Source organism: Litoreibacter sp., assembly GCF_039974535.1.
In the GTDB taxonomy this organism is placed as follows: Bacteria; Pseudomonadota; Alphaproteobacteria; order Rhodobacterales; family Rhodobacteraceae; genus Litoreibacter.
Map to the genome: position 1 here is coordinate 52,810 of NZ_JBDWIU010000011.1, position 21,642 is coordinate 74,451.

18 protein-coding genes are annotated in these 21,642 nt (G+C 56.5%); 10 read left to right on the forward strand and 8 right to left on the reverse strand.

Translation table 11 applies throughout. The features are described 5' to 3' along the window. The first annotated feature begins 93 nt into the window (after positions 1 to 93). Genes ABJN86_RS10685 through ABJN86_RS10700 form a run of 4 tightly spaced genes read left to right on the forward strand, consistent with a single transcriptional unit; the run spans position 94 to position 5,515 of the window. Positions 94 to 1,629, forward strand: a complete 1,536-nt coding sequence (locus ABJN86_RS10685) for a hypothetical protein (RefSeq protein WP_348366975.1) — start codon at positions 94 to 96, stop codon at positions 1,627 to 1,629. Further along, a complete protein-coding gene (locus tag ABJN86_RS10690) occupies positions 1,626 to 2,636 on the forward strand; it encodes a glycosyltransferase family 2 protein (RefSeq protein ID WP_348366976.1) in 1,011 nt (336 codons plus the stop codon). Before ABJN86_RS10685 ends, ABJN86_RS10690 begins: the two co-directional genes overlap by 4 nt. Further along, the gene (locus ABJN86_RS10695) at positions 2,633 to 3,595 is read left to right on the forward strand and encodes a phosphoadenosine phosphosulfate reductase (protein ID WP_348366978.1); all 963 of its coding nucleotides are present in this window, start codon (positions 2,633 to 2,635) and stop codon (positions 3,593 to 3,595) included. The genes ABJN86_RS10690 and ABJN86_RS10695 overlap by 4 nt, the downstream gene beginning before the upstream one ends. A 27-nt stretch (positions 3,596 to 3,622) precedes the next feature. After that, the gene (locus tag ABJN86_RS10700; RefSeq protein WP_348366980.1) at positions 3,623 to 5,515 is read left to right on the forward strand and encodes a hypothetical protein; all 1,893 of its coding nucleotides are present in this window, start codon (positions 3,623 to 3,625) and stop codon (positions 5,513 to 5,515) included. Between the two features lie 94 nt (positions 5,516 to 5,609). On the opposite strand, the gene ABJN86_RS10705 is transcribed toward ABJN86_RS10700, so the two are convergent. Further along, positions 5,610 to 5,834, reverse strand: a complete 225-nt coding sequence (locus tag ABJN86_RS10705) for a DUF1127 domain-containing protein (RefSeq protein ID WP_348366981.1) — start codon at positions 5,832 to 5,834, stop codon at positions 5,610 to 5,612. 123 nt (positions 5,835 to 5,957) lie between these two features. Then, entirely contained in the window at positions 5,958 to 6,248 is a 291-nt protein-coding gene (locus ABJN86_RS10710) for a hypothetical protein (protein ID WP_348366983.1), read from the reverse strand. 195 nt (positions 6,249 to 6,443) lie between these two features. On the opposite strand from ABJN86_RS10710, the gene pyrC reads away from it, so the two are divergent. The 3 genes from pyrC (at position 6,444) to ABJN86_RS10725 (ending at position 10,038) form a co-directional block, all read left to right on the forward strand. Beyond that, positions 6,444 to 7,478 (forward strand): dihydroorotase, encoded by a 1,035-nt coding sequence (gene pyrC / locus ABJN86_RS10715; protein WP_348366985.1) that lies wholly within the window; start codon positions 6,444 to 6,446, stop codon positions 7,476 to 7,478. Between the two features lie 64 nt (positions 7,479 to 7,542). Continuing rightward, positions 7,543 to 8,217, forward strand: a complete 675-nt coding sequence (locus ABJN86_RS10720) for an orotate phosphoribosyltransferase (RefSeq protein WP_348366987.1) — start codon at positions 7,543 to 7,545, stop codon at positions 8,215 to 8,217. Between the two features lie 258 nt (positions 8,218 to 8,475). Then, the gene (locus ABJN86_RS10725) at positions 8,476 to 10,038 is read left to right on the forward strand and encodes a replicative DNA helicase (protein ID WP_348366988.1); all 1,563 of its coding nucleotides are present in this window, start codon (positions 8,476 to 8,478) and stop codon (positions 10,036 to 10,038) included. Positions 10,039 to 10,142: 104 nt separating this feature from the next. On the opposite strand, the gene ABJN86_RS10730 is transcribed toward ABJN86_RS10725, so the two are convergent. Further along, a complete protein-coding gene (locus ABJN86_RS10730; RefSeq protein ID WP_348366990.1) occupies positions 10,143 to 10,370 on the reverse strand; it encodes a hypothetical protein in 228 nt (75 codons plus the stop codon). Between the two features lie 293 nt (positions 10,371 to 10,663). Continuing rightward, the gene (locus ABJN86_RS10735) at positions 10,664 to 11,179 is read right to left on the reverse strand and encodes a WYL domain-containing protein (protein WP_348366992.1); all 516 of its coding nucleotides are present in this window, start codon (positions 11,177 to 11,179) and stop codon (positions 10,664 to 10,666) included. A gap of 303 nt (positions 11,180 to 11,482) precedes the next feature. Between ABJN86_RS10735 and ABJN86_RS10740 the strand changes: the two genes are divergently transcribed. Further along, positions 11,483 to 11,881, forward strand: a complete 399-nt coding sequence (locus ABJN86_RS10740) for a GFA family protein (protein WP_348366994.1) — start codon at positions 11,483 to 11,485, stop codon at positions 11,879 to 11,881. A 54-nt stretch (positions 11,882 to 11,935) separates the two neighbouring features. Here the strand turns inward: ABJN86_RS10740 and ABJN86_RS10745 are convergent, their stop codons facing one another. The 4 genes from ABJN86_RS10745 to ABJN86_RS10760 all read right to left on the reverse strand — a co-directional run bounded on the left by ABJN86_RS10745 (position 11,936) and on the right by ABJN86_RS10760 (position 16,341). Continuing rightward, positions 11,936 to 12,544, reverse strand: coding sequence for an alkylhydroperoxidase (locus tag ABJN86_RS10745; RefSeq protein WP_348366996.1), 609 nt, complete (start codon positions 12,542 to 12,544; stop codon positions 11,936 to 11,938). Positions 12,545 to 12,733: 189 nt separating this feature from the next. Next, complete coding sequence (der, locus tag ABJN86_RS10750) at positions 12,734 to 14,206, reverse strand: ribosome biogenesis GTPase Der (RefSeq protein ID WP_348366998.1); 1,473 nt, start codon at positions 14,204 to 14,206, stop codon at positions 12,734 to 12,736. A 50-nt stretch (positions 14,207 to 14,256) separates the two neighbouring features. After that, a complete protein-coding gene (locus ABJN86_RS10755; protein WP_348366999.1) occupies positions 14,257 to 15,594 on the reverse strand; it encodes a PQQ-binding-like beta-propeller repeat protein in 1,338 nt (445 codons plus the stop codon). A gap of 96 nt (positions 15,595 to 15,690) precedes the next feature. Beyond that, a complete protein-coding gene (locus ABJN86_RS10760) occupies positions 15,691 to 16,341 on the reverse strand; it encodes a hypothetical protein (RefSeq protein ID WP_348367001.1) in 651 nt (216 codons plus the stop codon). 248 nt (positions 16,342 to 16,589) lie between these two features. Between ABJN86_RS10760 and ABJN86_RS10765 the strand changes: the two genes are divergently transcribed. Both ABJN86_RS10765 and ABJN86_RS10770 read left to right on the forward strand, forming a co-directional pair. Continuing rightward, positions 16,590 to 17,849: an efflux RND transporter periplasmic adaptor subunit gene (locus tag ABJN86_RS10765; RefSeq protein ID WP_348367003.1), complete on the forward strand. Its 1,260-nt coding sequence runs from the start codon at positions 16,590 to 16,592 to the stop codon at positions 17,847 to 17,849. Then, positions 17,846 to 21,607, forward strand: coding sequence for an efflux RND transporter permease subunit (locus tag ABJN86_RS10770; RefSeq protein ID WP_348367005.1), 3,762 nt, complete (start codon positions 17,846 to 17,848; stop codon positions 21,605 to 21,607). Before ABJN86_RS10765 ends, ABJN86_RS10770 begins: the two co-directional genes overlap by 4 nt. The last annotated feature ends 35 nt before the right edge of the window (positions 21,608 to 21,642 follow it).

Genomic DNA, 21,642 nt, shown 5'->3' on the forward strand with positions numbered 1-21,642 from the left:
CGGTTTTCCTTGCGTTTTAACCCCTCCTTTGCGAGAATCGAAACAATCATAAAAACGAGCGGAGATTGAACTCGCTCATGAGAGGCAAATAACGTGTCCAAAGACTATGCCATTGCCCAGCTGTGGATCGGCGGCAATCTATCCTACATGGAGCAACTGTGCGCCGTGTCATTCCGCGATGCGGGCCATCATGTCAAAATGTACACCTACGGCGACGTGGGCAATATCCCCGACGGGATCGAGATTTGCGACGCCAATGAGATCATGCCCCTTGGCAATGTGATTGCACACAAGCGCACCGGCTCCCCCGCCCCGCAGGCGGATAAGTGGCGCTACAACATGCTGGCCAAGACCGATGACCAGATTTGGGCCGACACGGATGCTTATTGTGTGAAACGTTTCACCTCCTCCAACGGACATTTTCACGGCTGGGAAAGTGATCGCCATATCAACAACGGCGTCGTAGGTCTGCCCGCAGACAGCGACACATTGGCCGGATTGATCGACTTCACATCCGATGAATACGCCATCCCCGATTGGTTCTCCGAGGAGCTAAAAGAAGAGATGCGCCAGAAGAAGGCCGCAGGCGATCCCGTGCACGTGGGCGAGCAGTCTTGGGGGGTTTGGGGCCCGCAAGCCCTGACCCACTTCTTGCACAAAACCGGCGAGCAGAAATACGCCATGCCAATTGAGTCCCTGTTTCCCGTGAGTTTCAAGAAGCGTCGCATGATGCTGAAGCCGAACATGGACCTGAGCCATTACATCACAGACAACACGCTCTCGATCCACTTCTGGGGCCGCCGCATGCGCATGCGCATCATCGAGCGTGAGAACGGCGAGCCGCATCCAGACAGTCTGATCGGTAAGCTGCTGAAGAAGCACAAGATCGTGCCCTCAGATGCGCCGTTGCCAAAGTCGAACCCGCATAAGCCTAAAGAACCGACTATGATCCCCGGCACCTCGATCCCCGAGGTCACCAATGCAGACCGCAAGGGTCGCGGCATCGTCAATTTGACCGATCTGGCCGATGATCGTGGCTTGGATCAAGGCACGGGAAAGCACCGCTTTACCGAGCTGTACCAAATGCTGTTCAACCCCTTTCGTAGCCGCGCCATTCACATGGGCCTTCTAGGGTTAAGTGAACCAGCCAGCGTTGATATGTGGTTGGAGTACATGTCTAAGGCCAAGCTGACAGGGATCGACGCAGACGCCTATTCGGGCGACACCCATGAGCGGTTGAAAACCATCCGCGCGACGTCAGATAGTGTCTCGACGTTGGAACGGGTGGCCGCCAACTCCGAGGCTTTTGATGTCATTCTCGATGACGCCTCACATGCGTCTCATCACCAGCAACATGCCTTCACAGCGCTCTTTCCGAAGCTGAAGTCCGGCGGGCTCTACATAATTGAGGACCTCCGTTTCCAACCCAAACATTTGGAGAAATTTGGGTATCCGCGTACCGCCTTTCTCTTCCAAGCGTATCTACGCGAAGGTGGATTTGCTCATCCTGAAAAAGAAATCCAAGATGCGCTGAACGAAATGCGGGCTGACTTTTCCGGCTGCTTCATATTCCAAGCCAAATGGCACAAAGATAAGCGCGACCAAGTATTGGTGGTGCAAAAACGATGACCCAGAAACACCTGATCCTGACATGTATGAAGAATGAAGGCCCCTACATCCTTGAGTGGGTAGCCTACCACATGGCGATCGGGTTCAACCACTTTCTGGTCTACACCAATGACTGCGAAGACGGCACCGACAAGATCCTGCGCCGTCTTGAAAACATGGGGATCGTCACCCACCGCCGGAACCCTGCACGTGTTGGCGCACGTGCGGCTCATCACGTTCGCGCATTTCGCAAAGCCACCAAGGAGCAGGTCTACAAAGACCACGATTGGGTTGCCGTCATTGACGCAGATGAATTTGTGAACATTCACACCGGTGCGGGCAAGATCACCGATCTGACCGCTGCCGCCCCCGACGCGAAATGCATCTCGCTGGCGTGGCGCCTCTTTGGCAGCGCGGATGTAACATCCTTCCACGACGGCTTTTTGACGGAAACGATGCGCCGTGCGGCCCCTCAACATTGCCCAAGCCCTGCACAGGCCTGGGGCATCAAGTCCATTCACCGCACGGATGCGGTTGATGTTGTGGGCTGTCATCGCCCGAAATCTGTCCCCAACGATGATTGGAACGCGCTCAACTGGGCGGGTCCGGCCGGCACCCAAATGCCCGATAGCTACCACAAGGGAAGCTGGCGTTTGAACCGCGCAACAATCAGTTACGAATTGGGCCAAATCAATCACTACGCCGTACGCACGCGGGAAAGCTTCTTGCTAAAATCTGCCCGAGGTTGCGCCATTGACGAAGCGATGCGCGGAGCGGATTACTGGGCCGATATGAACCGGAACGAGGAATATGATGCCTCAATCCAGCCCAAGCTTAACGCGATGAAAGACATCTACGACGAGCTGATTTGCGACCCTAAGTTGGGGCGTTTGCATGACCGAGCGGTGCAATGGCACCGCGACCAAATTCAGGCGCTGATCGAGACCGAAACAGGCCGCGCCTTGCTCGATGCAATCTCGCCAAAACTAGACCTATTCCCGGGCTTACGCAAAAGGATCGCAGCATGAGCAGCGAAATCGACCTGAAGGCCCCGACAGACAAGATGGGCCGCAAAGCCTGGAATGCCGAGTTGCGTGCCATGGGCAAGGAACATGGGTTTTTCGAGGAGTTGGGGAAGGATCACACCGCCCTATTCGTCAAATCCGGAAAGACCTTGATCGTCACCTTCGAGAACCTCGACCACGTCTTTGAGCACGGCAACCGTTTGCCTTGGGGCTTTGACTTCGTGCAAAAGCAAGGCTGGTCGATCCTTGGCCTGATGGCGCATGACTGGACATGGTACCGCGACGGGGATGTCATCAAATTCTTCAACCGCCTGAAAGATGAAGATTTTTTCGCACAGTTTGACACGGTTGTCTTCTATGGCGCCTCTATGGGGGCCTATGCCGCTTGCGCTTTCTCCGCCGCCTGCCCCAAAGCCACGGTGGTTGCAATCTCCCCGCAGGCAACGCTGGACCGCGACGTGACCTCATGGGAAAAACGCTACCAAAAGGCTTGGAAGCGGAACTTCAACAACGATTACGGCTACGCCCCCGATATGGTGGCCAAGGCCCGTGAGGCCTTCATTTTCTATGACCCGCTGGAACCTGCGGACGCTATGCACGCAGCGTTATTTCGCGGCGATAACATCACTAAGCTGAAATGCCGCTTCCAAGGACACCGCATCGCATCCGGCTTGATTCAAATGGGCCTTTTGAAGCCCGTAGTCGGTGCTTGCGTTGATGGCACACTGACACGCACCAGCTTTTACAAAATGCTACGGGCGCGACGCCAGTTCCGGCGCTATTTGCGTGAGCTAATCCTCCGCATTCCCGAAAAGAAACATCCCCTGCTCATCGCCTTTCTGGCCGAGCGGGTACTAAGCACTGGTAATGGCCCAGTGTTTCGTCGCAGATTAAACGCGGCAAACACGCTTCTAGAGAAGCGTGGCATAACGCCTCCCGGCAAACGAGGGGGCCACAAATGATAAATCAAGGCAAGGCGAGCAGCACACATGGGACAGATTTGGCTTCATATCGGTTCACCTAAGACAGGAACCACATCGCTTCAGAACTTCCTGAACGACAACGCTGACACGTTGCGCAATTCTGGTCGGCTGAACTTCATGACAACTGGGCGTGCGCATATTGCGCACAACCAGCTTGCGGCTTCGGCACGCACCGGCAACGCCACCAAACTGATGGAGGAGATGCTGCGCGAGGCGGATAAAACGCCCGATATGACACAAGTCGCCTCATCCGAGATGCTGTTTAATCTGCATACGGCTCGCAAGCTCTCAAATGCCGCGCCCGAAGAATTCAAGCAACGTATCAAGGTCATCTGCTACATCCGCCGCCAAGACAGCTATCTAGAGGCCTTGTATAAACAACTGCTTAAGAACAGCCGCATCCCGCCAGATCGCCAAGCCTTCTTGGATGATGCCAAGCGCCGCCTGCACTATCTCAACACGTTCAACACCTATGCAGACATGTTTGGTGAGGAAAACGTTATCGTGCGCCCCTTCGGCCCCAAATGGCTGGTAGATGGCGACGTCGTACGTGACTTTGCGCATTATCTTGGCATGCCCATCACCCGTGACCTGCGCGTGGTGGAGGGGTTCTCGAACAAGACATTCTCGGCCGAGATGTCAGAGTTGCTGTCCCAGATGGGCGATCTTACAGATTTCAATACCCGAGAAGTTATTCGCGAGCTAATTGCGATCAATCATCCCGGAACGATTAAGTCCCGCGATGTCTTTTCCCGCTCTGAACGCTTGGGTCTAATGAACCAAGTCAACCGCGAGAACCGCCGTCTCGTGAAGCGCTTCATGCCTGAATACAAAGAGTTTTTCCAAACCCCCGACCTAGAAGGCGAAGACACATCGGAAAGCTATGAAGATCGGTTATGCACCCAGCTTGCGGACCGCGCAGCCGCAACCGAAGCCCTGATGATCGCAATGGGCAACCTACAAAACCGTCGCAAACAAGAGGCCGAACTGGCCACCGCTGCGGAAGAAATTCCCGCGCCAAGCCCTGCCAACGATGCACTAGAGGAAACGCTGGCACCCCCAACGTGGTACCGCGAAATTTATCCAGGCGGCGATAAACGCGGTTGGTTCCACTCTCACGGCAGCTACGCCGCATCCTTCGTGGAGCGCGATACCGACCAACTGGTCGTATCTTTCGACAACCTGTCCCAAGCAGGCAATGACGCCTATGCCCGCGAACCATGGGCCCAGAAATTCTGTGCAGATCGCAACTACTCGCAACTCGGCATCTATGCTCAAAAGCCAACATGGTTCCGCGACGCAGACCTAATTGCTCATCTGGAGCAGCTGCGCGACGATGGCTTCTTCAAAGGCTTCAAGCGGGTGGCCTTTGTGGGCACATCCATGGGGGCATTTGGGGCGCTAACCTTCTCATCTCTCGCCCCTGGGGCAACTGTGGTTGCATTCTCTCCGCAATCCACATTGGACGCATCGAAGGTTCAGTGGGAAAACCGCTTCGGCAAGGGCCGCGCCGCCGATTGGTCCCTGCCCTATTCGGATGCAGCCGAGCAGACCAAAGAGGCCTCCAAGGTCTATGTAGTCTACGATCAATTCCATGAAGGCGACCGCAAGCATGTTGACCGCCTAAATGGCGAAAACATCATACGCCTCAAGGGAGCCGGCTTGGGACATAAGTCCGCCTTGGTGCTCAGCCGCATGAATGTCCTCAAGGAAGTTATGGAAGGCGCAATCGCTGGCACGTTGAAAGAGCTGGATTTCTATCGCGCCATCCGCGCCCGCAAGGACATCTACCTCTATCGCCAAGCCATGGAAGGCTACCTAACCGAGCGCGGTAAAGAAAAACGAGCCGAGCGTTTCGGAAATGCATTCAAAAAGCGCCGCAGACTGCAATCCGCCTGACAATGTAGCAAGATATGCTGGCAAACACGAAAAAGGGCGCGGTAAGCGCCCTTTTATGTTGGATAATGGAAAGGCGTTTTCAGCCAACCATTTTTTAAATGTGGTAAATATCGCGGAAAACGTAGCGCGCGATGTCTTCGCGGCGAAGGCCGATCGCTTTCAGCTCCTCGTCGGATTTAGCGTTAAGTTTATCCATTTGCGCCACACGCGCGTTCACGCTGGCGGACAGATCAATCTTACCAAACATCGAAACGAAAAAGTCACCGACGCGCTCGAGAATGGAATGTGTCTGAACTTGAGTTTGAGTAACATAGGCCATGATATGTCTCCATCTGGGTGCGATGCCCTCTGGCTCGCTATGAAATAAACATAAGTCATGCTGACCTATATGAGCAGTCCTCAATTGCGCATTGCCGCAATGCAGCAAACGCAACCCTCTGTATCAGCAGGAATAAACCTGTGCGGGCAGATCTGTGATGACTTCTGCATCTGGCACCGGATCAAAGACCACTGTGTTGCCCCCCACCTCCTTGGCCCTTTCTTTCGCCGCACGCCGCGCGTCCTTCAAGCCAATGTCCTTCAAGGCGCCAAAGACCCCGGGGATGCCGTGAACGCGCCCTAAATCGGTGCATCCTGCCACTTCCGTCGCATTGCGCTCCACCACGCCTGGAACTTCATAAATAGCGGGGGTACAGGCCGTTAAAACGGCGAGACCAAGGATTGCTACTCTCATGAATTACCTCATACTTCTTATTCTAAGTTGTTTGTTCGCGCTCTAGCACAACACCACGCAAGTCGCTTGGGTTTTCTCGTGAAAGCAGATGTCGCGCTAAAACCCGCCTGCTAATTGCACAAAACGCGCGCCCCCCCTCTGGCCATGCCCGCGCCAAAGCGCTAATCAACCCCGCAGACACCGAGAAGGGCTCCCATGACCAGTTTGACCATCACACGACCCGACGATTGGCACCTACATTTGCGCGATGGTGACATGATGAAGGCCGTGCTGCCCGAGACGGCCCGCCACTTTGGCCGCGCAATCATCATGCCAAACCTGATCCCTCCAGTGATCACCGCTAAGGACGCCGCCGAATACCGCGACCGGATCATGTCGGCCAAGCCGGACAACTCCAAATTCCAACCGCTGATGACGCTCTACCTGACCGAAGACACCGAAGTGAAAGACCTGCGCGCCGCCGCCGAGATCGGGTTGATCCACGCGATCAAGCTCTACCCCGCAGGGGCCACGACGAACTCTGCCTCCGGCGTCGCAGACTTCTCCAAGGTCCAGCGCGTGCTAGAGAACATGGCGCAAATCGGCCTGCCACTTTGCGTGCACGGCGAGGTCACGGACGCCGACGTCGACATCTTTGACCGCGAAGCGGTGTTCATCGACAGAGTCCTCGACCCCATTCGCCGTGCCGTCCCAGAGCTGCGCGTCATCATGGAACATATCACCACCAAGCAAGGTGCGGACTATGCACGCAGCGGCGGCGACAACCTCGCGGCCACCATCACCACGCACCATCTGGTGATCAACCGCAACCACATCCTCGCCGGTGGTATCAAGCCGCATTACTACTGCCTGCCTGTGGCCAAACGCGAAGAACACCGCCTAGCGCTGCTCGAAGCCGCGACATCCGGCGATAAAACCTACTTCCTTGGAACCGACAGCGCGCCGCACACCGACGAGAACAAGCTCCTCCCCTGCGGATGCGCCGGCTGCTTTACCGCAACCAACACAATGTCCATCCTCGCCGAGGTGTTCGAGAAGGAAAACGCGCTCGACAAGCTCGAAGGTTTTGCCTCCCTACACGGCCCCGCGTTCTACCGCTTGGAGCCCAACAAAGACACGATCACACTCACCAAGGGCGATCCTGTCACCTACCCCGACCGTATCGAGACCGCGCAAGGCGATGTCACCATGTTCGATCCGCAGTTCCCGCTGCATTGGCGCGTGACGTAAACCTTATCATTGCTTCCAAAATACCTCCTCCGGAGGATCCGACACTGGCCACAAGGACCGTATCATGATCCCGACCACCTACCCCAGCCGCGAAGAAATCGCCCGCCTGTCCGCCTCGATGCTGCTGGAGGTTGGCGCGATCCACTTCAACGCCCGCGAGCCGTTCACTCATGCCTCTGGCAAGAAGGCCCCTACTTATGTGGACTGCCGCAAGCTCATCTCTTTCCCGCGCATCCGCACGACCTTGATGGATTTCCTCGCCTGCACCGTCATGCGGGACGCGGGCTTTGAGGCTTTCGACAATATCGCCGGCGGAGAGACCGCAGGCATTCCTTTCGGCGCGCTGGTGGCAGAACGCCTAGAGTTGCCCATGACCTATGTGCGCAAGAAGCCCAAAGGCTACGGTCGCAATGCCCGCATCGAGGGCGTGATGACCGAAGGCCAACGCGTGCTTTTGGTCGAGGATATGACCACCGACGGCGGTTCCAAAATTAGCTTCGTCGAGGCGATCCGCGAAACCGGCGCCACATGTGGCCACACGGCTGTGATCTTCTTCTATGACATCTTCCCAGACACCCGTGACGTCTTGGGCGGGCACGGCATCCAGCTGCACTCACTATGTACTTGGTGGGACGTTTTGGCCGTGGCTAAAGAGCAGCAGACCTTCGATGCAGAAACCCTCGACGAGGTGGAAAAATTTCTACGCGACCCTGCCGGTTGGCAAGCCAAGAATAGCTAAAGAATCAAATCTGGTGCGCGAAATTCCGTCCGCGCGCCAGATTTCAACTTACCCGCGTTCATTACGTTGTCGTGGCGTAAACTGTTTTCACTGAGCCAAGATTTTTTATCTAAATATTGACCTAGGCCTTAACCAAACCACAATATAAGCCAACATTTAGCCAACCAGAAGTTACCCACAGGATATCCAGATTGATCCGCCTCGCGTGATCCGTCATTGATCTTGGACGGGGACAAAGGCTGGAACAAGGGGATTGCTATGAATGATTTGAGCGCGGCACCATATGGCGGGCCAGATGCGGAGCCCGATCGCGGTCCACACTCCGGGCCCCACTCAGGTCCGGGTGCCTCTGTCTACGTCGACACGGCCAGCGCTCTTCCCCATAACATCGAGGCAGAACAGCAGCTTTTGGGCGCGATCTTGACCAACAACGACGTGTTTGACCGCGTGGCCTCCGTGATCACCGCCGAACATTTCTACGACCCCGTTCACCGCCGGATCTACGAGACCTCCGCCACCCGTATTCACAAAAACCTGCTAGTCTCTCCCGTCACCTTGAAGCCCTACTTTGAGGAAGACGAAGGTCTGCAAGAACTGGGCGGAGCCGCCTATCTGGTCCGCCTGCAAGGCGCGTCGATCTCGGCTTTTGCGGCGCGTGACTACGCGCAAATGATCTACGACCTCGCCATCCGCCGTGAGTTGATCGAGCTGGGTCAAGAAATCGCCCTGAAAGCCGGTAAGGTCGAAACCGACAGCGACCCTGCCAGCCAGATCGTCGATGCGGAGCAACGCCTCTATGCGCTGGCGGAGGCTGGTCAGGCCGAAAGCGGGTTCCAAAGCTTCCTTAAAGCCGTGACCGAGGCCGTGGAGGTCGCCAACGCCGCTTACCAACGTGAGGGCGGGCTGGCGGGCATCTCCACCGGTCTCATGGATATGGACAAGAAGCTGGGGGGCTTGCACCGCTCTGACCTTTTGATTCTCGCTGGTCGCCCGTCCATGGGGAAGACCTCGCTCGCGACCAACATCGCGTTCAACGTGGCCAAGGCCTATAAGAAAGGCCAAACCCATGACGGCACCGAAGGCGCTGTTGAAGGTGGCTCGGTCGGGTTTTTCTCCCTTGAGATGAGCGCCGAGCAGTTGGCCGCACGTGTGTTGTCCGAGGCCGCCGAGGTCCCGTCCGAGCAGATCCGCAAAGGCGATATGAACGAAACCGAGTTCCGCCGTTTTGTGGAGGCCGCAAAGGCCTTGGAATCCTGCCCGCTGTTCATTGATGACACCCCCGCCCTGCCCATCTCGCAACTCGCTGCCCGCGCGCGTCGCCTGAAGCGTAGCCACGGGTTGGACGTGCTAATCATCGACTATTTGCAGCTGGTGCGCCCCGCGACCGCCAAAGACAGCCGCGTGAACGAGGTGTCGGAAATCACCCAAGGCCTGAAAGCCATCGCCAAGGAGCTAAACATTCCGGTGATCGCGCTATCCCAGCTGTCGCGTAACGTGGAGAGCCGCGAAGACAAACGCCCGCAGCTGTCAGACCTTCGCGAATCCGGCTCGATTGAGCAAGATGCGGACGTCGTGATGTTCGTGTACCGCGAGGAGTACTACAAAGAACGCGAAAAGCCTGCCGACCACGAGCTGGAGAAAATGGCGAACTGGCAAAACGAGATGTCCCACTGCCACGGCAAGGCCGAAGTCATCATCGGCAAGGCGCGTCACGGGCCTATTGGTTCTGTAGAGCTATCGTTTGAAGGCCGCTTCACCCGCTTCGGCAACCTAATCAAACCTTGGCAAGAAGGCGAAGGCGGCGGTGGTGGCGAGTTTTAATTCGCGGTGAGATAGGCGTTGTCTATCAAGTTAACCCGACGCCGGAGCCAGAGTCTGGGCCAGAGCCTATGGGCAACAAACCTGCTGCCCATAGGATTTATTGCTTAGCCGATGTGCTCTTTAACCTTCGCGATCACATCTTCAACGGAAATGCCCAAGCCTTCCAGCATAGACAGATCGATGCCCTTCTCGGCCAACATCGACGTCACGCCCTCGGCATCCAAGGATGTCAACGCGGACAGATCAATGCCGCTTTCCGAGATTTTCGAGACGATATCATCCGCACCGCCCATAGAGCCAAGCGCACCGCCAAGCATGTCACCAATTCCCATAGTTTTTCTCTTTCTGTTAAGTTCTAAGTTTATCTCAGAGCTGAACCTGCCATCGAACAGAGCCGAAAGGAAGGTAGAAACTAGGGGGAAAGCACGGCCAAAATACTCCTGCACCGATCTGTATGCTCGATCATCATATGTGGCCCCTTAACACCATCAGGCCATATACTTCATAAGTGACGTGCAGTTGTTCTTATGTTATCGCTGCGAATGGCAGATTTGGGCCCAACCCGATGGATGCTGCGCGCTGCGCAGGCGGTGGCTTCAGAGTACCGAGCGGATGAGAAAAGTCATCAGTCCTCTCGGGCTTGGCTAACGTAGCCAGCCCTTTCTTGATCCATTGCGGAACGCCAACGTGTGCGTAAAGTCAGCGCAGTTTCTGGTATCCCTTGCTCAAGAGTATCCGCAGAAATCATACGGTCGGTGCGAAAGTAACGAAAGCCATTTCGAAGTTCACACCAAGCCGCCAGAATGCGGCCTGCATCCCGATAACCAAGTAGAATTGGCCAGACGACGCGCTCCGTGCGTATTCCTGAACCGCCTTCGTATACCAACGTTATCTTTCGATGCCTACGGATTGCATTTCTAAGGGATGAGGAATTTACAACCTCAAAGGCTGGAACAACAGGTGCGATACTCGTCGCGGGTTCCAACACGTGTGCCCGTAGGCGTTCGGGTACGACAACTTCGATCTTAGCAAGTAAGTTAAGAGCGGCTTTTGCCAAATCTGGCTCGCCTCGACTTGCAACCCAATGCGCACCCAAAACAGCGGCATCCAGTTCATCGGACGTCAACATCAACGGCGGCATATCAAATCCCTTTTCAAGGACGTAGCCGACGCCAGCCTCTCCTCGGATGGGGACGTCTTGTGCTTTTAATGCTGCGATATCACGATATACGGACCGTTTAGATGACCCCAGCTCATTTGCGATATGCTGTGCAGAAATCGGTTCTCGCGCAAGACGGAGAAGTTGGACAATTTCGAATAATCGCTCGGCTTTGCGCAAAAACAATACCTCATGTTGAATGCTGCCATAATGCTGTCAGCATGCCATATTAATATCTCCACGCAAACGTGTGAGTAAGGTCGTTGAAACAAGAGAGGAACGACTATGATAAAGGGAAGTTGCTGCTGCAAAGCTGTCCAATTTGAGTTAACGAATGAGCCCTCATTTGTTGGTACGTGTCACTGCTCAAGGTGTCGCAAGGTTGGCGCAAGCACCATCGCATTTGTGAAAAAGGAAGACCTCAGGTGGATTGCAGGTAAAGACTGCGTTCAGGTTTTTGAGCCGACCGCTCCGTACATTTATGCACGATGTTTTTGCAAAGTTTGTGGCTCGTCACTTGGCGAGATACTATCCACTGAAGACAGTTTCCCAATCGCGGCAAATGCCCTTGATGGAGATATCGGTCTCACGAACCAATCCCATGAGTTCGTTGGTGAAAAACCTTCATGGTATACGATCTGTGACGATGCGCCCCAGAACCACGGGCATCCAGAAGAGGCCTAAGCGAACACTAAAACGGCCTTATGGGAGGCGCGCTTCGTCCCACAAAGCCCTCACTCACTTGTGTCCCCAATCCTCCGGATCATCCGAGTTGTTAGGCGAAAGCCCCAGCACATCGCCCTTTAATGAGCAGCCCAATCCCAAAACAGTCCGGTTGGCGTAGTTGAAATAGGCCGTCACTTGGTTGATCTCCAATATCTGCCCATCATCCCACCCCGCCTTTCGCAATGCGGACACATCCGCCTCGATCAAATCCGCTGGGGCTTGCGTCAACTTCTGTGCGTAGGCCAAAGCGTGATGGTGAACCTCCTTCAAAGGTGTGTCTTGAGGTGCGCGTGCCTCCAGCGCAGCGCGAATTTCATTGGCATGCAAATCGTCAGCCAACAGGCGTCGCAGCCCTGTGAAATGATGCTCCACACAGTAGTCGCACCCGTTCAATGAACTGATGTACACCCCAATCGTCTCCAAAAACCACTTCGGCACGGTGTTCGACGCATGGTGGATGCAGTTCTTATAGAGAAGCATATGCCCCTCCATCGAATGCGGCCGCAGGGAGTGGGACATCATGATGTTGTCGACGTTGCCATCCGGCCCCGTCACGCGATCATATAGGGGTTTTAGGCGGGCATCAGCCTCGCCGTAGGGGATGGTTTTGATCCAGCTCATCGCGGGGTTCCTTGCATGGGTCATGCAAGCATCCTCAATTCGAGGGCGCGAATCTAGCCAAAATGTGTTATGATGATCCCAGAGACCGGTCCGTCCTGCTCTAATTCCAGGAAAACCCTCTTAACATACAGCAGGTGTGAGGTTTCCATGAACCGCCGCGAACCCAGCGGCGGTTCTGCTATATAAAACCTAGTCCTTGCGCCCGTCGATATGTTTGCGCAGCTTGGAGCGTCCAGGCTTCTTACGCCCCTTAAACGGATTCGCCTCGCTTTGAGAGCGCATGAACAAACGGATCGGCGTGCCGGGCATGTCGAAATCTTCACGCAGTCCATTTACCAGATAGCGCGAGTAGCTCGCGGGCAGCAAATCGGGGTGCGACGCCATCACAACGAATCCCGGTGGGCGGGCCTTCACTTGCGTCATGTAGCGCAGCTTGATGCGTTTGCCTTGGGGCGCGGGCGGCGGATGTTGCTCCAACATGCCAACAAGCCAGCGGTTCAGCGCGGAGGTGCTGACGCGGGTGTTCCACACTTGGTGCGCCTCTAGAATGGCGTCATGCAGGCGCTCTAAGCCCCTGCCCGTCAGCGCGGACACGGTGATCAGCGGCGCGCCGCGAAGCTGCGGCAACAGGCGGCCAAATTGCTCTTTGAGCTGCTTCAGCTTGTCCTGCTTCTCGCCTTCCAAATCCCATTTGTTCACCGCCAAAACCACCGCGCGGCCTTCGCGCTCGGCCAAGTCGGCGATGCGCAAGTCTTGCTGCTCGAACGGGATATCCACGTCCAAAAGCACCACAACAACTTCGGCAAATTTCACCGCACGAAGCCCGTCGGATACCGACAGCTTCTCCAGTTTTTCTTGCACCTTGGCCTTCTTGCGCATGCCCGCGGTATCGAAGATTCGCATCGGTGTGCCGGACCATTCGGTCTTCACCGAGATCGCGTCGCGGGTGATGCCAGCCTCTGGGCCGGTAAGCAAACGCTCCTCGCCAAGGATCTTATTGATCAACGTGGACTTGCCCGCATTCGGGCGACCGACAACGGCAATTTGTAAAGGTTTTGAAGAGGTTGGCGCGATGTATTCAGGTACCTCATCCTCCCCCAGCTCGTCGTCTTCGTCTGTCAGGTCGACGTCAATCTCTGGGGTGTGGTCCTCGGTTGTCTGCTCGGCCAGATCGATCAACGGGCGCAAGGCTGCGGCCAAGTCGGCCATGCCTTCGCCGTGCTCTGCGGACAGGCCAAGTGGTTCTCCCAGACCCAATGAATAGGCCTCGAACAAGCCCGCCTCGCCCGCTTTGCCTTCCGCCTTATTGGCAGCAAGGATCACATGCGCGTTCTTCTTGCGCAGGATGTCGGCGAAGATCTCATCGGCGGGTAACACGCCCGAGCGCGCGTCAACGACGAACAAGCAAGCGTCGGCCATTTCCACTGCGCGTTCCGTCAGCATTCGCATACGGCCTTGCAGCGACTCATCGGTGGCCATTTCCAGACCAGCGGTGTCGATAATGGTGAACTTCAGGTCCCCCAGCCGCGCAGCCCCTTCGCGCAAGTCACGGGTCACGCCGGGTTGGTCGTCGACCAGCGCGAGACGCTTGCCCACCAGACGGTTGAACAGCGTGGATTTACCCACATTAGGGCGGCCCACAATGGCGAGGGTGAAAGACATGACTATTGCTCCGAAGGTCGGTCAGAGGCGCGTCATACAGGCAAAAGCCGTCAACGGAAAGCGGCGAGTTGCCCTTTGTTCGTCACAACGTACATCGTCCCGTTCACAACCACCGGTGCGGTGGCCGCGCCACCCTTCAATTCGGTGGTCCCGACAAGTGCGCCAGAGGCCGGATCATAGCTGCGGATCAGCCCATCGCCGGATGCCACCACAAGGCGGCCCCCTGCCAAGATCGGCCCGAAGTGGGAATAAATCTCGTCCCGCTTCGCCAGCTTACGTTTGGTGTAATAGGGCAGCTCTATGCCCCAGATACGCTCTCCGGTTTCGCGGTCAAGACGCAGCAGCTCATTCTGGTCCGAGACAAGGAACACGCTGTCCGCAGATGGCCATACAGGCGAGTACGTGCCTTCGCGTGCCGTCCACAACCGCTGACCAGAGGAGGCCTGCAACGCCACCACACGGCCCGATTGGTTGCCCGCATAGATAACGCCGTCCATGATCACCGGATCGCCAGTGACGTCAGACACGTTTGAATAGGCAACCCCTTGGCGTCGCCCAGCAACGGAAGACCCCCAAACGCGGATGCCCGATTTCTTTAACGCCCCTGACAACTCTCCCGAGCTGAATGGGAACACCACCAAACGCGACGAGATCGCGGGCCCTGCCCCCCCAGAAATGACCGAATTAGACGGCGTGCCGGGCAGTTGCCACTGAATGCGGCCCAACTTGGTATCAAGCGCCCATGCTTGGCTGTCGCGGCTAACCACGTAGACCATACCGTCATCAATAGTCGGGGCCGACGTCAGCGGTGCGTCTAGTTTTTGACGCCACTCAACCGTGCCTGAAGTTGCCTCAATGGCAAACAGCTCACCAAAGCCCGTGGTTGCGAAAATTTTGCCATCCGCGAAGGCCAACCCGCCGCCACTGGCATCGCCGTCCTTGTCTGTCGCGGGAATTAGCGCGCGGCTCCATAGCGTGGTGCCATCAGAACCGGTGGCCACCACGTTGGAGGCGCTGTCCATAGTAAACACGCGGCCACCCGCCACAATCGGGTCAGCGGTAATCCGCGACTTGCGGCTGTTGCCCTTGCCGATAGCAGAGCTCCAGATCGGCGTTAGCGTCGCATTAAGCGCGGGATGCGTTGTCTTATGGGTCGTGCTGCCACCACGGTGGGTCCAGCTGGTGTGGTTTTGTTGGGCCGGTGCGCGGAACTCCTTGGACTGGTTCACAACCGCGCCGTCTACGCCGGCAACGCCTTCGGATCCGGGCAAGCCCCCACGAACGTCAAAGCGTTCGCCGTCCAGCACCAGCTCTTCTTCGCCGCATGCCGATAAGGCGAGCAAGGCGCATAGTGCGGCACCCGTCAGTGAAGTCTTGGAAAATTTCATGCCCATAGCCTCTGCTGATCCTCTTTTGTCCTGCAATGCCGAACTGTTAGTCGTCCGATCATCTTGTCTTCTTGTCGTCGTTCAAATCAAAGGTGATTATTGCGCGTCGGCAAGCTCGCCACCCAGTGCCACAATCAACTCTGAGGCGCGACGTTGCAACCCTGCAGTGATCTTCGACGATGCCAGCACCCCTTGAAGGGTTGCAATGGCCGCTTCGGAATCACCTTCCTCGATGGAAATCAAGGCAAGCTGCTCTTCCGCCAAAAGCTGGAATGGGGCACCGGAGACGGCCAATGCGTCAAAGGCAGCACGGCGCTCCGCGATTGCGGTCTCCGGTGGCAATGCCAAAGCTCGCTTCAATTGGGCCAACTCGGTGTAAATCTCAGGCGCATCTTGCGAGGCGATAACTTTGTCCAATTGCTCGATGCCAAATTCCGTATTGTCCCCAGCCAGCGCATCTGCGGCGGCCAAATGGCCAACGATTGCAGCTTGTTGCGGCCCAACAGCTGCGATCTGAGCCAAGGAGGCACCATCGTCATCGGCGTCGATACCCGCAAGTAGGGAATCGCCAAAGCTCTCGGCCTCGGCACGTATGTTGGCCTTGCGATATTCGTTGAAGGCAGCTCCGCCCACAATCAGCAGAACGGCCAATATGGCCACCCAACCCCATTTCTTAATAACTGCGAACAGGCGGTCGCGTTGGACCTCTTCGGTTACTTCTTCGATGAAGCTGTCAGTTTGGCTCACAGGGTCTCTCCGTGTATCTGTTGCGCGAGGCATACCCCGAAGGGCTAAACCTTGCCAAGAGCAAAGGCACATGGCAAATTTTACCGCATCACAACCCATCACCACAACTTGCGCACAATTGATGCGCATATCTGTGACGTCGTGCCACTTGCAGTGTCTGTTTTAAGTTGTAAATTGAACTGGTCGGTTTAGTAATTCTAAACTACAACACGACTAGTTTGGCCGATGACGGCACAGGGAATACAATAATGCGCTTTTTTTCGATCATCACCGCAATCGTGGTGACACTCGCCCTTTACCTTATCGTGTTTGAACGCGACCGCTTGTTGTCCTTCGCCTCTGGAGAGACGCCAAACACTGAAGCCGCGATCGAATCCGAACCCGCAGAGCCTCAAGCCCCCGCTTCCGCACAAGCCGCAGATGCTGATGCCGAACGTGTGGTATCCATCGTCGCCATGCGCTCCACCGAGCAAGCAATTGACAACGCGGTGCTGCTGCGCGGGCGAACCCAAGCAGCCCGACAAGTTGATGTCCGCGCCGAGACCTCCGGCCTTGTTCAGACAGAACCTTTGCGCAAAGGGGCCTATGTCGAGAAGGGCCAGCTTTTGTGCGAAATCCAACCCGGCACACGTGAGACCTTATTGGCTGAAGCCAAAGCCCACTTACCCGAAGCCAAAGCCCGCCTACCTGAAGCCGAAGGTCGCGTCCTAGAGGCCGAAGCACGCCTGAAAGAAGCAACCATTAACGACAACGCCGCCAAACAGCTCTCAGCGGACGGTTTTGCGTCCGACATTCGGGTTGCAGGCACTCAAGCGACGGTACAATCCGCCCTCGCCGCCGTAGAAACTGCCCGTGCGGGCGTTGAAAGTGCTCGTGCTGGCATCATCGGTGCCGAGGCCGCAATCGCTGCCGCTGAAAATGAGATCGGCTATCTACAGATAAAGGCCCCGTTTGGCGGCCTCCTTGAAACAGACGCGGCTGAGGTCGGGGCTTTGATGCAACCGGGTGGGCTATGTGCCACGATCATACAACTCAACCCGATCAAACTGGTGGCATTCGTGCCTGAGACCGACGTCGCTAAGGTTAAAGTCGGCGCACGAGCCGGCGGTCGCACAACAGCCAATCAAACCGTTGAAGGCCGTGTGACCTTCCTGTCGCGCTCCTCCGACCCTGAAACCCGCACCTTCCGCGTAGAAATCACCGTGAACAACGATGACCTAGAATTGCGCGACGGCCAAACCGCCGAAATCCTGATCGGGGCCGAGGGCGAGAAAGCCCACCTGATCCCAGCCTCGTCGCTTACTCTGGACGATCACGGCACCCTAGGGGTCCAATTGGCCACCTCCGACAATCGGGCCAAGTTCAATGCCATCACAATCTTGCGCGACACGGCAGAGGGCATGTGGGTATCCGGCTTGCCGAAAGAAGCCGCGGTCATCATCACCGGACAAGAATATGTCACCGACGGGGTAGCGATCGAAACCACCTATGCGGAGTCGAAATCATGACTGGCATGGTGGATTGGGCAAGTAATCACGCCCGCATGATCATCGCTTTCATCGTGATGTCGGTGGTGATCGGGGCCTTCGCCTACACGGGCCTTCCTAAGGAAGGTGAGCCTGACATCGAGATACCGGCGCTATTCGTATCCGTCCCCTTCCCCGGCATCTCTGCCGAGGACAGCGAGAAGCTGCTTGTGAAGGTGATGGAGAACAAGCTGCAAGACCTCGACGGGCTGAAAACCCTGTCGGGCACCGCCTCAGAAAATTACGCCGGTGTGGCGATGGAATTCGAATTCGGTTGGGACAAGACCAAAATTCTGGCCGACGTGCGTGACAAGATGGGTCAAGCTCAGGCCGAATTCCCCGACGGGGCCGAGCAGTACAACCTCGTGGAAATTAACTTTTCCGAGTTCCCGATCGTGATCGTGTCCCTCTCTGGCGACCTGCCTGAACGCACCCTCACCAAGGTCGCCAAAGACTTGCAAGACGTCCTTGAAGGCCTGCCCCCCGTCCTAGAGGCGGGCCTCGCTGGCCACCGCGACGAAATGCTCGAAGTGATCATCGACCCATTGGCGCTGGAGGCTTACAACGTCTCGGCGGGTGAACTGATCAGCGTTGTGACCAACAACAACCTGCTGATCGCGGCGGGCGAAGTGGAGACGGAGCAAGGGGCGTTTTCGGTTAAAATCCCCTCCTCCTTCGACGAGCCATTGGATGTCTTCGAACTGCCTATCAAGGTCAACGGCGACCGCGTTGTGACCTTGGGCGAGTTGGCCGACATCCGCCTGACATTTGAGGATCGCACCGGCACCGCGCGCTACAACGGCAATGACACCGTGGCGCTGCAAGTCGTGAAGCGCAAAGGCTTCAACATCATCGACACCGCCCAATTGGTGCGCGACACCGTGGCGGAGGCTCAAACGAAATGGCCAGACGAGTTGCAAGACTCCATCCGCGTCGACGTGACCTTGGATCAATCCAGAACAGTGGGCAACATGGTGCAGCAGCTTGAAGGCTCGGTCCTGACTGCGATTGCACTGGTTATGATCGTGGTCTTGGCGTCGCTTGGCACCCGCTCCGCCCTTCTGGTGGGCTTCGCCATTCCCACGTCGTTCTTGCTGTGCTTCATTTTGCTGGGGTTGATGGGGATCTCAATCTCCAACATCGTGATGTTCGGCCTGATCCTAGCGGTCGGCATGCTCGTGGACGGTGCCATTGTTGTGGTCGAATACGCCGAAAGCCAAATCGAGAAAGGCGACGGTCCGATGACCGCCTATACTGGCGCGGCAAAGCGCATGTTTTGGCCCATCGTGTCGTCCACAGCCACAACGCTTTGTGCCTTCCTGCCCATGTTGTTTTGGCCCGGGGTTCCTGGTGAATTCATGGGAATGTTGCCGGTTACGTTGATTTTCGTCCTAACCGCATCCTTAGTGGTCGCACTTATCTACCTACCCGTCATGGGTGGCGTCGCAGGTCGACTGGCAGGGTTCATTGAAGTTCAGGCCCTGTTTTTCGCCAAAATGCACCTACTCTGGCATGCGGTTAGCGTTGTGCTTCTGGCGCTTTTGTTGGGCGCGGGTTTCGTGACCGCATCTATGCTATTTGGCAGCTTACCCAGTGTATTCGCAAATCTAGACGGCTCCTCCATACTTGGCTCGGTGGTACCCACGATGCTGATGGCATTGGCCGTCATCGCGGTTGGTTTGATGGGCGTCGGGCTGGCAGTGGCGGGGCTCATTTTCTTCATGTGCTCGATCATTGGCTTCAAGTACCGCGTATTGGCGTTCTGGGCGCGGATCACGGGGCGTGAAGCATATGAAGCGCGCAAAAAAGTCAAATCAGGGTATCGCCGTTCCCTCTTTGGCAAATTCATCGCCTTGATCGCAGGGAACCCCGTTATGCCGCTGGCTGTCATTGCGGCTGTGGTTCTGTTCGTATCTTCGACGTTCTTCATCTTCTCGGCCAACAACAACGGCGTAGAGTTCTTCGTCGAGTCCGAAACCGAGCAGGCCATCGTCTACGTCCGTGCGCGCGGTAACCTCAGCCTGTCTGAGAAAGACGAATTGGTTCGCAAAGTCGAAACTCAGATTGCGTCCGTTGACGGCATCGTATCCATCTTTGCCTTTGCGGGCGAAGGCGGGTTGGACACCAACAACGGCGGCGCAACCGGCCCCCTAGACACCATCGGACAAATCCAGATCGAGCTGGCAGAATGGGGGCATCGCCGCGATGACACGGTGATCTTGGAAGAGATGCAGGCCAAGATGGATGCCATCCCGGGTATCTACACCGAAATCTTGAGCCAAGATCGTGGTCCATCAGGTGGCAAACCGGTCAATTTGCGCCTCAAAGGGGACAATTGGGCCGATCTGCAAGAAGCCACGCGCATTGCACGGGCCAAATTTGACGAAACCCAAGGCCTCATTACCATCGAGGACACCCTGCCCCTGCCCGGCATCGACTGGCAAATCGACGTTGACGTCGAAGCCGCTGGCCGCTTCAACGCCGATGTGGCCACGGTTGGGGCCATGGTGCAACTGGTGACCCGTGGGCTGTTGCTGGATACTATGCGGGTTGACAGCTCCGACGAGGAAATCGAAATTCGCGTGCGCCTGCCCGAAGAAAGCCGCGTGTTGTCGACATTGGACAACCTCAAGGTCCGCACCCCTGACGGGTTGATCCCGCTGTCGAATTTCATCTCCCGCAAACCCGTCTCAAAGCTGGGTCAGATCGACCGAATTGATCAACAACGCTACTTCGATGTAAAGGCGGACGTCGCTCCGGACCTCATGAACGAAGACGGCGAGGTTATGAACGCCAACGAGCGCATCTTGTTCCTCACCAACTGGCTAGAGACCGAGGCCGAGCTGCCCTCATCCGTGTCCTTTGAATGGGCTGGCGACACCGAGGAAGAAGCAGAATCCCAAGCCTTCCTAGGCAACGCCTTTCTGGCCGCACTTGGGCTGATGTTCGTGATTTTGCTGGCGCAGTTCAATTCCTTCTACAACTCCGTATTGGTGCTTCTGGCGGTGGTCTTGTCCACCACCGGTGTGCTGATCGGTATGCTGGTCATGGATCAAGCCTTCTCGATCATCATGACAGGCACAGGTGTTGTGGCACTGGCGGGGATCGTGGTGAACAACAACATTGTGTTGATCGATACCTACCAAGAATACTCGCGCTATATGCCTCGCCTAGAAGCCATCGCGCGCACCGCCGAGGCGCGCATCCGCCCTGTGCTACTGACCACAATCACCACCATGGCGGGCCTTGCACCGATGATGTACGGCCTGAGCCTAGACTTCTTTGGCGGCGGCTATTCCATCGACAGCCCAACCGCGCTTTGGTGGAAGCAATTGGCAACGGCCGTGGTCTTCGGGCTAGGTGTAGCGACCGTGCTGACACTGGTTTTGACCCCTGCGCTGCTGGCGCTTCGTGTTTGGATTTCAACAGGGGCCTATGCTTCCGTGCGCCAGTTACGGGCATTAGCTGGACGCCGTTCTCAAACAGCGCGCGATTTGGCGCTCAGCCGCACAGCGCGTAAGGTTCGTGACCCGCTGATCTTGTGGTCGGACCCAGACCAGTCCGAGGAGTTGGGCACCCAAAGTGTCATCGACGACGCCAAGAAAACCCTAAAGGCTGCAAAGTCCGCATTGACGGAAACTTTAGGCAAGGCTGAAGACGACGTGAATGCCCAAGATAACGTGACAAAGGATGAGCCAAAGGACGGCCCCAAACCCGGTCAACTCAGGGCAGCGGAATAGGGCTTGGCAGATCAAGGGGGCGTGAAACCCCTTGA